Source organism: Oleiphilus sp. HI0086 (genome assembly GCF_001635225.1).
This window is the reverse complement of record NZ_LWFZ01000681.1, coordinates 1-11,270: the sequence shown is the minus strand read 5'-3', so window position 1 is coordinate 11,270 and position 11,270 is coordinate 1. Positions and strand designations below refer to the sequence as shown.

Genomic DNA, 11,270 nt, shown 5'->3' with positions numbered 1-11,270 from the left:
TATTGGTACTTCTGAAGACTTCTTGGCTGAATGTCGACAGCTTATCGAAGCAAATGATGAGAAAGACCTGGACATTATTGCTAACCTGTTCCGCTCAATGCACACAGTGAAAGGGAATGCTCGTACCTATGGTTTGAGTCAGGTTACCGACATTGTTCATGAAGTTGAAAGTACTTATGACGATCTTCGTAAGAATGAAGATGTACTTTGGGATCAGAAGCAATTGCTCGAAGAGTTAAGTGGTGCGGAAGATATCATCGCGAAGTATGCATATGTGTTCCGTGAGAAACTTGGTCGTGATGGAGAGGCTGAGAGTGGTATTTCCTTAGACCCGGCACGCGTCAGCTCTTGGTTGGAAAATATCAAGTCACTTACCCAGCAAGCGCTTGATGACAATGTTAAAGGTGTTGTTTCTGAGGCATACAGCATGCTGATGTCAATGGAAGCTAAGCCCTTAGATGGTGTGATTTCAGATGTTATCGAATCAGCTAACTCGCTCGCAGAGCAGCTTGGCAAGGGTAAACCAAATATCGAAATTGATAATGCAGGAATCTTTGTTAAAAGCGAAGCGCATAGCACGCTTAATAACATATTCATGCATGTTTTCAGAAACGCTATGGATCACGGTATTGAGGGGATTGATGAGCGCCTTGAAAAAGGAAAATCTGAAAGTGGTACTATTAGTCTGGACGTTAGCTATATAGACGATTTGGCAAACCTTGCGGTTCGCGATGACGGGCGCGGTATTGCAATTAGCCGTATCTATAAAATGGCGATCGAGAAGGGTATTTATGCAGAATCCGATCCGAAGCCTTCAGCGAGTGAAATCGCTAATTTGATCTTCTCCTCGGGCTTCTCTACTGCGGATGAGGTTACGGACGTTTCAGGGCGTGGTGTTGGTATGGATGCTGTTAAGGGCTTCCTGGAGCGCGAAGGTGGAAGTATTGAGGTTATTCTGGATGATGGTGATGAGAATGCAGACTTCAGATCATTTACTACAAATATACGTATCCCGGCAAGTTTCTACCAGAAAGCTATTAGCTTTAACTAGTTTTAATAGTTGAGATTAAAGGCAGGCCTCTTACGAAAGTAAGGGGCTTTTTTGTTTGTGTTTGCGATATTTATAGTTGGCAAATCGATGTGGCTTATTTGGGGGTGAAAAAAACGGTCTGGTTGTATCCTGCAGGTCTTAGGCCTGGTCTATAGATTGGAGTGGATCTACAAAGAATTAATTCAAAGCGCAGCTTTGATAAAGTTAGGAAAGTGGGAATAAGAAGTTGGCTCCCCGAGCTGGGCTCGAACCAGCGACAAACGGATTAACAGTCCGCTACTCTACCAACTGAGTTATCGGGGAACAGAAGACTAACGAAGACTTCGTTAATCAAGGCCGCGTATACTAAAGAGCAAAGCGGCCCAGGTCAAGACCTTAAAGTACTTTTTTGAGACGTGAAATTGCTGACTCTAATATTTCCATGCTGGTTGCAAAGCTTAGGCGCATGCATCCAGGAGACCCAAAAGCAGACCCAGGTACAAGTGCCACACCTGCTTCACTTAGCAGCATCTCGGCCATTTCAACATCGTTAGATATATTCGCTAGATTGTCGATAGCACCCTGGAAGTTTGGAAAGACATAAAATGTTCCATCGCCAGAAATACATTCCACGCCGGGAAGTTCATTAAGCGCTGCGACAAGATAGTCGTGGCGCTTTTTAAACTCGGTAACCATTGTTGTGATGCATTCCTGGCTGCCATTTAGTGCTTCCAACGCCGCGGCTTGAGAAATGGAGCAGGGGTTCGATGTGCTTTGCGACTGAATCTTTTTCATCGCAGCGATTGCTTTTTCTGGTCCTGCTGCGTAGCCAATGCGCCAGCCTGTCATGGAATATGCTTTAGAGACACCATTCAAAACAAAGGTGCGGTCATATAGCTCTGGGCAGGCGTTCAATATGTTAACGAAAGGTTGTTCTGTCCATAGAATATGTTCGTACATATCATCGGTAACGACTAAAATCTCAGGGTGTTGTTTTAGTACCTCGCCAATGGCAACCAGTTCTTCACGTGTATAAGCAATCCCGGTTGGGTTCGAGGGAGAGTTTAAAACTACGATTTTGGTTTTATCGGTAATTGCTGCTGACAGTTGCTCGGCAGTCATTTTAAAACGGTTATCAAGGCTCGTTTCAACAATAACTGGTTTGCCTTCCGCTATCTTGACCATGTCGGGGTAGGATACCCAGTACGGTGCAGGGATAACGACTTCGTCGCCTGGGTTTAGCAAGGCAAGTGAGAGATTGAAAAAGCTTTGCTTTCCGCCAGACGATACGAGGATCTGCTTAGGCGTATACTCAAGCTTGTTATCGCGCTTGAATTTATCGATGATCGCGCCTTTTAGTTCTGGAGTGCCGTCTACTGCGGTGTAGCGCGTCTGGCCATTTTTTATTGCACTAATCGCAGCCTGCTTAATGTGTTCAGGGGTGTCGAAGTCTGGTTCGCCAGCGCCTAAGCCGATAATATCTTTACCTGCGGCTTTTAGTTCATTGGCTTTGTTGGTAACAGCCAAGGTCGGAGATGGTTTTATAAGTTGTACCCGGTTTGAAAGTTCCAGGGCAGATAAAGCTGGGTTGGATGATTGTGCTTCCAAGTCTGTTTCCTCAATCAGGAATAATTGCTCACCGTAAATAAAGAACGTGTACTGGCTTATTCTAAAGCAAAAAATTTGCTATCGTTTGCTACCCGATAAGCGCATCGCATAGCTGCAGTTGTATTTATATACAAGTGTCTTAGTGCTGCCACCCAAGTTTAGAAGGTCAATCTACAGTCATGCTTCGTGACTGATAATAGATTTTCCTTTAAGGGAGTGGTCAAACTTGCGAAGTCTATCATTTTTTCATTACGACCGGAATCATAATGGCGAAGGAATTTTTACTAGAGTCACGATTTTCCCCAGCGGGGGATCAGCCTGAAGCAATCAAACAACTTGTTGAGGGGATAGAAGACGGTTTGATGTATCAAACGCTTCTTGGTGTAACGGGGTCAGGTAAGACCTATACGGTTGCAAACGTTATCTCAGCGCTTCAGCGACCTACTATTATAATGGCGCATAATAAAACACTGGCGGCTCAGCTATACGGCGAATTTAAAGAGTTTTTCCCGCAAAACTCGGTCGAGTACTTTGTTTCTTACTATGACTATTATCAACCTGAAGCCTATGTTCCATCTTCAAACACCTTTATTGAAAAAGATGCTTCAGTCAATGAACATATTGAGCAGATGCGTCTATCTGCAACTAAAGCACTTATGGAGCGGCCAGACGCAATAATTATTGCCACGGTTTCTGCCATCTACGGTTTGGGTGACCCGGAATCATATCTCAAGATGATGCTACATCTAGATAGGGGGGAGCCGGCTAGTCAACGCGATATCTTAAAACGATTGGCCGAGATTCAATATACGCGAAATGACATCGAGCTACACCGAGCTACCTATCGTGTGCGTGGTGATGTGATAGACGTCTTCCCCGCTGAGTCTGAAAAAGAGGCAATCCGAATTGAGCTATTTGATGATGAGGTCGAGAACTTAAGTTTCTTTGACCCCTTAACCGGCGAAGTGACGCGTCGTGTGCCTCGGATTACGATTTACCCTAAATCCCATTATGTTACGCCGCGCCAAACAATTCTGAATGCTGTGGATGGAATTAAGTCCGAATTAGAAATTCGTTTAGCGCAGTTACGGGACAATAATAAGCTCGTCGAAGCGCAAAGGCTAGAAGAACGAACTCGCTATGATACAGAGATGATGACAGAGCTGGGTTACTGTAATGGTATTGAAAACTACTCGCGCTACTTGTCTGGGCGCGATGTCGGCGCAGCGCCGCCTACCTTGTTTGATTATTTGCCGGATAATGCCTTAATGGTAATCGATGAGTCGCACGTAACGATTCCTCAGATTGGTGCAATGTTTAAAGGCGACAGGTCTAGAAAAGAAACCTTGGTGGAGTATGGTTTTAGGCTTCCGTCGGCACTTGATAATAGGCCTATGCGTTTTGAAGAATGGGAGCGTATATCTCCCCAGTCTATTTTTGTTTCCGCGACACCATCAACCTACGAAGAAGAGCATGCTGACAAAACCGTTGAGCAGGTCGTTAGGCCGACGGGGTTGCTTGATCCTCTAATAGAAGTGAGGCCTGCTACAACTCAAGTAGATGATTTGCTGTCGGAGATTAATGCGGCAACCGAGCTAGACGAAAGAGTGTTGGTTACAACGCTAACAAAGCGTATGGCTGAGGATCTCACAGATTTCTTAATGGAGCATGGCGTTCAAGTCAGATACTTGCATTCCGATATAGATACTGTCGAAAGAATTGAAATTATTCAGGACTTACGTCGTGGTGAGTTTGATGTCCTGGTAGGTATTAATCTGTTAAGAGAAGGGCTTGATATGCCGGAAGTTGCCCTGGTTGCAATTCTCGATGCTGATAAGGAGGGTTTTCTTCGTTCCGAAAGATCACTGATTCAGACGATAGGGCGGGCGGCTAGAAACGTTAAGGGCAGAGCGATCTTATATGGAGATAAAATCACACGATCAATGGAGAAGGCGATATCAGAAACAAAGCGCCGTAGAGCAAAGCAGATGAACTTCAATGAAGTAAATGGTATTACGCCCCAAGGCCTGAATAAGAAGGTTGGTGATATCATGGAAGGTGCTTCTTTCATTCCTGGAAAGCGCAAAGCAAAAAATAAAGTTGCGGATGCAGGTCAGGAGTACGATATGGCAATCGCTGCTCGAACACCGAAAGAGCTGGAGTCTGAGATGCGTTCATTAGAAGAAGAAATGTATCAGGCAGCAAAAGACTTAAAATTCGAAAAGGCAGCAAGTTTACGAGATAAAATTTCCGAGATTAAAGAGCGCCTACTTCTATAGTTAGCGCGTTATTTACAATTCGCGTCAGAAAAACGTCGTTTTTATGCACATTTTCGAATTTGCTAAGAAAGTCAATATGAAACATGGCGTTTTTTTGCAAAAATACTAAAGAAACTATAAGGTATTGAAAAATAAGGCTTTTTTAATTGGTTAAAAAATAATCAGTTTGTGTGTCGCCGCCATTTCTAGCGGGGTTTGACCGTCTTTACTTAAGTTTTCAACAAAGTTATCCACAGAATTGGTGGATAAATGTCAAAAGCGTAATAATGCTTTTGTCTTAACGGGGATTGAATTTAAGTCGCTTTGAAAGTCAACATGCTAGAGGCGGAAATTAGCAAAAAAAATAGTAAAAAATGCAATTTTTTTGCTTGTCTTTTTTTGCCGAATGGACTTGCCAGTATTTTCTTTTCGTTTACCTGTGAACAAGTGTATATAATGAACGCCGATTATGTTTGTCGATAAAATGCACTTGTTAATATTTTTTAAAGTCGGGTCTGTATATGTCTTATTCACTTTTACGAAACTTATTATTTACACTGCCGCCTGAGACAGCTCATGAGCTTTCGTTGGATTGGATGAGCGCGTTCAATCGTTTGGGGTTGATTTCACCATTTTTGCCAGATGTGGTTTCTGACCCAGTCGAAGTGATGGGGGTACAGTTCCCAAACCGAGTCGGTCTCGCAGCAGGTTTGGATAAAAATGCCGATCACATTGATGCGCTGGGCCGAATGGGCTTTGGTTTTGTCGAGGTGGGTACAATCACTCCTCGACCACAACCGGGAAATCCCAAACCTCGTTTATTTCGCCTGAAAGAGAACCAGGCAATTATTAATCGAATGGGCTTCAATAATGAAGGGGTTGAGCACCTGTTGCAGCAGGTTGCAGCGAGTCAGTACAAAAATCCTATTGGAATTAATATTGGGAAGAATTTTGATACGGCTGTTGAGGATGCGAATTCAGATTATATAAAATGCCTTAACGCGGTTTATTCTCGTGCTACCTATATAACTGTAAATGTTTCGTCGCCCAATACGCCCGGCTTGCGTACCCTTCAATTTGGTGAGTCTCTGAACTCTTTGCTTGACGCGATTAAGGAAGAGCAGGCTAAACTGGCAGAGAAGCATGGCCGTTATGTCCCCATTGCAATCAAAATTGCTCCTGATATGACTAACGAAGAGCTTGTGATGGTTGCGCAGTCGCTAAAAGCGCGTGAACTGGATGGTGTAATTGCGGGCAATACTACATTGGCTAGAGAGGCTGTTCAGGGCTACCCCCATGCGCACGAGGCAGGTGGTTTGAGTGGTGCTCCGTTAACGACGCGATCGACCGAGGTGATCTCTCAGCTGAAAGCCGAACTTGGAGAGAGTCTGCCTATTATTGGCGTGGGGGGGGTTATGTGCGGTCAAGATGCGGTGGATAAGATTAATGCCGGGGCAAGCCTGGTACAGATCTATACAGGTTTCATTTATAAGGGGCCTGCTTTAATAAGAGATGCTGCCTTAGCGATTAAGTCGATGCGTTAAGCATAAAAAAAGGCCCTGATGTGGGCCTTTTCAATTTCAATTTCAATTTTTGCTATGTTGTGATCCCGGGGAGTTTGTGAATACCGGATACTCCAACTAGACCGTCCCAGTTGTCGCCTCTACCTTCACGCCAGCCACTTAGCCAGTTTTGCTTTGCGGTGGTAGTAGAATTAGGGCAGAGAGATTTTGATTTTCCTGTAATGCCTGCTTGATAACCTTTTTTAAATGCTCTTTGATCAATATCACGCTTTTGTCTTTTCATTCGTTATGAACCTCATGAACATGCTTTAAACATTGTTATTTATAAGTAGCGCAGCAACGTTGTACCCGAAGGGGTTACGAAGCTTAAAGGTAATTCAACTCCTATTGAGTGCAAATGAATTGTTATAGTGTTTTGCCGGCGGCAATAAGCTTTGCTTGTCTTTTCTGGGCCGGGCTTTTAGTTAAGCTAAATTTCTGTCTAAAGTACATGACTAATTCTTTCTATAAAACACTATTTATATATAGCTTTAGTATAAGCTTCCGTAATAGCTTGTTTTATAGGGTGTAACGTGTTCGAATGCGCGATTATTTCTTAATTTCAGTTTGTATTAATTTGGTAACACATGCGAAATAACGACTCATATAATGTTTTTATAACGTGCCCCCGAGGGCTAAATTACGTTCTTGAGCAAGAACTCAATAGTTTTGGAGTCGAGCAGACAAAGTCAACGCCTGCTGGCGTGAGTGCCGAATTAGATAAATCTTTGTTGTATCGTGTATTACTTTGGTCGCGAGTTGCAAATCGGGTTTTACTTGAGCTTTGTTCACATAAAGCGGAAACGGCTGATCAAATTTATGACGCAGCTTATTCTATAGACTGGAGTCGATATTTCGATTGTACGGCTAGTTTTGCGGTCGATTTCTCTGGGCAAAATGAACATGTCAACAACACTACCTTTGGTGCTTTGCGAGTAAAAGATGCAATTGTTGATAAGTTTCGTGACCTTGTTGGGGACCGGCCCTCAGTTAGTCGAGCCGAGCCTGATATCCGTATATCAGCCAGGTTGGCAAAAGGGAAAATTAACGTAAGCCTCGACTTGTCAGGTGAAAGTCTCCACAAACGCGGCTATCGTTCTGTTACCGGTGCTGCGCCACTCAAAGAAAACCTTGCCGCCGGATTGCTTTTGCTGAGTGGCTGGCCTAAGCGTTACAACGACAGCGCTAGTTTTATTGATCCAATGTGTGGCTCTGGCACTTTGCTTATTGAAGCGGCAATGCTTGCTACCAATAAAGCGCCAGGACTTGCTCGCGAGCGCTGGGGGTTTGAGTGTTGGAAAGGTCATGATGAGCGATTATGGAGTGCGCTTCGTCAGGCTGCTTTAGATTCATTCGAAAAAGGCTTAGGTTCATATCAGGGGCGTATTACTGGTTTTGATCAGGATTCTAGAGTTGTGGCGAAAGCTTGGGATAATGTTAGAAAGGCAGGCTTTGATAAGATTATTCATGTGGAGAAACGCTCACTAGAAGATTTTACCCTTGCTGAACATGATCAGGCGGGGTTGTTGCTAACGAACCCTCCTTATGGAGAGCGCTTGGGCGAGATTAACCTCCTTAAAACGCTGTATGGTGTGTTGGGTGAGCTATTTGAGCGAGACTTGCTTGGATGGAGTGCCGGCGTATTTACAGGAAATGCAGATTTAGGTAAGGCCATATGCTGGCGTTCATATAAACAGTATAAACTCTTTAATGGCGCTATCGAAAGTCAACTCATCTTATTTAGTCTTGATAAGGATAATCGCTACAAAGATGCTGCGAGCTCCTCTAAATTAGAACATTCATCTAGCAACTGGAAGATATCGAATCCACAGCGTGCTGAAATGTTCGCTAACCGCCTTAAGAAGAATTTTAAGACCCTCGGTAAGTGGGCTAAGAAAAATGAGATTAGCTGCTATCGCTTGTACGATGCTGATATGCCGGAATTTGCGCTCGCAGTCGATATGTACCAAAGCATTGATCAAACTACATGGCTTCATGTCCAGGAATATCAAGCGCCAAAGTCTATTGATGAGAAAGCTAGCCGAGAAAGGCTAAGAGAGGGGCTTAAGGTATTAAGCGAGTTTAGTTTTAATGGTGCAACGATACCGACGAAGCGAATTGCTTTAAAAGTTCGTTCGATACAAAAAGGTACTAAACAGTACGAAAAAGAAGCATCTCAAAAAGACTTTTTTACAGTAAGTGAGAGTGGTGCGCGATTCAAGGTAAACCTAAAGGACTACTTGGATACCGGGTTGTTTCTCGATCATCGTCCCATTAGAAAGTGGGTCTATGATAATGCCAGAGATAAACGCTTTTTAAATTTATTTTGTTATACAGGTGCGGTGAGTGTTTATGCCGCACTTGGTGGTGCGAAATCAACCTTGAGCGTTGATATGTCAAAGACCTACTTGAATTGGTTCGAGGGAAATCTGGCGCTCAATAGGCTAGCGCTTCGTGACAATAAAGTAGTTCAGGCAGATTGTATTGAGTGGCTAAAGTCACAACAGGAACAAAAAGCCAGTTTTGATCTGATTTTTCTAGATCCACCGAGCTTCTCTAATTCTAAACGAATGCAGGGGGTGCTGGATATTCAGCGTGATCATGTCGTACTCATAGAGCAGTGTATGAGCTTGCTGTCTGAAAAGGGGGTGCTGGTTTTCTCGAATAACCTGCGAAGGTTTAAGCTTGATCCAGGCTTGAGCGCAAACTATAAGGTCACAGACTTTACCAAAATGTCAGTGGATAAAGATTTTGAGCGCAATAGTCATATTCACCAATGCTGGAAAATAGAGCGCGGCTAGGAAATTTGCTTAGTCGGTTTGAGTAGTGGGCTTATCCTTAGAATTCAAACTTTAGGTAGGTACTGTACTGATCTATTTCGATATTCGTATCAGTGTCCTTGAGCAAACGACCGTATTCAAAGGATAAATACCACTGATCACTCAGCTTATAGTCTCCTCCGATAATCCAGCTTAAACTGAAGTTCGTTTTAAATAAATGTGACTCGGCCACGAATGGGCTGGGTTGAACCGCTGATTCCGCGTTAGAAATAGCACTTTCCGAGACGGTTCTAATAACTTCATGACGCGTTACATCTGCTCGGTAGTAAGATAGTCCAAGTAGTGCGTAAGCATTAAAATAATCTGTAATCTCTTGCTCGGCTCCCATATATGTCGCAATCCAATGATCTAGGTTGACATCCTTTGCTCCTTTAAGCGTGTCTTCTTTGATTCCCTTGCCGTAACGAAACTCTGCTTTGAAAGTGTCATCTAGGTAGCTACCATAAATAACGCTAAGGCCGTAGGTTTGTGCAGTAAGGCCGCTGAATGATAAAACCGGAGAGCCTTCAGTTCTATCTTCGTAAGATACGCTGTCAGAGCGGACGAGATTAAGGTTGAGCCTGTTGAATTCGTTCAAAGAAAGACCGACAGATAAGTAGTTTCTTTCGGACTTAGGGCCAGGGTTGCTAAAAAAACCGTTATCATCGTTGGCTTGAGTCAAAGTAGAAATAGATAGCAGAATTGAAACTAGGGCGAGTGCGAAGCGTTTGCAAACCATGTTGCTGGGCATCCTTAATTTTAGTTGATCCATTTGTAGATCCGGTTTTGCTACGGTTGATAGCTTGCATTGAGGTATTGAATTACGGAATGCAATATGGTGCCACGATATTACCAAATGTGCTTCGATACGATTCACAATTTATTGAAGTAAAACATAATATTGGGTTTGCTGAGCGTTGTTGTGAATTGAACCTGAGAAATTCTAGATGCTAAGTTAGGATTTCTTTGCTTAGGTGAAGCAGTGCGCGAACATTGTCTTCAATTGAGTCAATATCAAGCTGGTTCTCGATAGCCAGGTCATTTCGTTTCGCTAGCAGCGTTTCTAGTGGGTGAGAGCTAAAGAGCTGGGTGATTGAAGCTATTTCAAAGCCTAGTTCGTTATTATAAGTCTCGAATAGCAGTTCTAATAAGGCTTCATCTTCATCTAGGCCATCAATAAAAACTGTTTGGCCATCCAAGTCCTGGTTTAGTTCTCGAATTACGTCAGGCCCGGAAACACCTTGATCAAAAAGAAATTGAAGATCTACGGTGCTGTCGGTATTGTCCCAAGGGTCCCATTCGTCATCAGGGATAATAAGTACAGACTTGATTTGGCCGTTGGCTAGTGACCAGGTAATTGCAGTTGGAAAACCGCCTTCATCTGGTGTGCTGTATTCAATATCGATAAAAGAAGGGAATTCCATATTAGATAGATAAGACCATGCTTGTTAAAAGCCTGAATTTTCTATTGTTCAGTGTCGTGAGTCAAAAGAAATATTTGAATATACGCTATCTGATTTGATTTTTTGTCTACACTTAGGAGTATTAAATTTAGGAACAGTGAAGTAAGTGTTTTATGAGTGAGTTGCAAAGACAAATTCAGCTAGCCAAATACTATCGCAATCTGCGCTTTTTGGTTGTCGATGATTTCGAAAACTTTCGTCTTTCAATACGCCAAATGATCAGAGCGTTTGGGGTTGAGAGTATCGAGGTAGCGGGGAATGGTGAAGACGCCGTTGCTCGTTGTGAGCATGAAGAGTTTGATATTATTTTGTGCGACTATAACCTAGGCCCCGGAAAGAGCGGGCAACAGGTTCTGGAAGAACTTCGTCACAATAAAATTCTTAAGCATACAGGCATATTCATACTCATCACGGCAGAAACTTCTAAAGATATGGTCATGGGAGCGCTTGAATACTTGCCTGATGGCTACATCACAAAGCCTATTACAAAAGCCGTTTTACAAAAACGTTTGGATGCAATGATCGAGCAG

The 11,270-nt window shown here is 43.3% G+C and carries 9 protein-coding genes and 1 tRNA gene; 5 read left to right on the top strand and 5 right to left on the bottom strand.

Annotated features, from left to right (window positions below; all coding sequences use genetic code 11):
- Window positions 1-1,051: ATP-binding protein (locus A3756_RS10355; protein WP_197481265.1), on the top strand; the 1,051-nt coding region annotated here is incomplete at its 5' end.
- 227 nt (window positions 1,052-1,278) lie between these two features.
- Here A3756_RS10355 and A3756_RS10350 read toward each other — a convergent pair.
- Window positions 1,279-1,354 (bottom strand) — tRNA-Asn (locus tag A3756_RS10350).
- Between the two features lie 72 nt (window positions 1,355-1,426).
- Window positions 1,427-2,638 carry a pyridoxal phosphate-dependent aminotransferase gene (locus A3756_RS10345; protein ID WP_304438882.1) on the bottom strand — a complete coding sequence of 404 codons (1,212 nt, stop codon included), beginning with the start codon at window positions 2,636-2,638 and terminating at the stop codon, window positions 1,427-1,429.
- A 266-nt stretch (window positions 2,639-2,904) separates the two neighbouring features.
- On the opposite strand from A3756_RS10345, the gene uvrB reads away from it, so the two are divergent.
- Window positions 2,905-4,917 (top strand): excinuclease ABC subunit UvrB, encoded by a 2,013-nt coding sequence (uvrB, locus tag A3756_RS10340; RefSeq protein WP_068512349.1) that lies wholly within the window; start codon window positions 2,905-2,907, stop codon window positions 4,915-4,917.
- A gap of 500 nt (window positions 4,918-5,417) precedes the next feature.
- Window positions 5,418-6,440, top strand: coding sequence for a quinone-dependent dihydroorotate dehydrogenase (locus A3756_RS10335; RefSeq protein ID WP_068553453.1), 1,023 nt, complete (start codon window positions 5,418-5,420; stop codon window positions 6,438-6,440).
- Window positions 6,441-6,492: 52 nt separating this feature from the next.
- Here the strand turns inward: A3756_RS10335 and rmf are convergent, their stop codons facing one another.
- Entirely contained in the window at window positions 6,493-6,702 is a 210-nt protein-coding gene (gene rmf / locus A3756_RS10330; protein ID WP_068509010.1) for a ribosome modulation factor, read from the bottom strand.
- Window positions 6,703-7,045: 343 nt separating this feature from the next.
- Here rmf and rlmKL point away from each other — a divergent pair, with 343 nt between their 5' ends.
- Window positions 7,046-9,259 (top strand): bifunctional 23S rRNA (guanine(2069)-N(7))-methyltransferase RlmK/23S rRNA (guanine(2445)-N(2))-methyltransferase RlmL, encoded by a 2,214-nt coding sequence (gene rlmKL / locus A3756_RS10325; protein ID WP_068512355.1) that lies wholly within the window; start codon window positions 7,046-7,048, stop codon window positions 9,257-9,259.
- A 37-nt stretch (window positions 9,260-9,296) separates the two neighbouring features.
- Here the strand turns inward: rlmKL and A3756_RS10320 are convergent, their stop codons facing one another.
- Window positions 9,297-10,049 (bottom strand): outer membrane beta-barrel protein, encoded by a 753-nt coding sequence (locus A3756_RS10320; protein WP_082865193.1) that lies wholly within the window; start codon window positions 10,047-10,049, stop codon window positions 9,297-9,299.
- A gap of 178 nt (window positions 10,050-10,227) precedes the next feature.
- Window positions 10,228-10,701, bottom strand: a complete 474-nt coding sequence (locus A3756_RS10315; protein ID WP_068515724.1) for a hypothetical protein — start codon at window positions 10,699-10,701, stop codon at window positions 10,228-10,230.
- Window positions 10,702-10,853: 152 nt separating this feature from the next.
- Between A3756_RS10315 and A3756_RS10310 the strand changes: the two genes are divergently transcribed.
- A partial coding sequence (locus A3756_RS10310) for a response regulator (RefSeq protein WP_156490400.1) occupies window positions 10,854-11,270 on the top strand: 417 nt, incomplete at its 3' end.

Coding starts and splice junctions, on each gene's coding strand:
- rmf (WP_068509010.1), bottom strand. CDS start 6,702: ATGAAAAGACAAAAGCGTGATATTGATCAAAGAGCATTTAAAAAAGGT.
- A3756_RS10320 (WP_082865193.1), bottom strand. CDS start 10,049: ATGGATCAACTAAAATTAAGGATGCCCAGCAACATGGTTTGCAAACGC.
- rlmKL (WP_068512355.1), top strand. CDS start 7,046: ATGCGAAATAACGACTCATATAATGTTTTTATAACGTGCCCCCGAGGG.
- uvrB (WP_068512349.1), top strand. CDS start 2,905: ATGGCGAAGGAATTTTTACTAGAGTCACGATTTTCCCCAGCGGGGGAT.
- A3756_RS10335 (WP_068553453.1), top strand. CDS start 5,418: ATGTCTTATTCACTTTTACGAAACTTATTATTTACACTGCCGCCTGAG.
- A3756_RS10315 (WP_068515724.1), bottom strand. CDS start 10,701: ATGGAATTCCCTTCTTTTATCGATATTGAATACAGCACACCAGATGAA.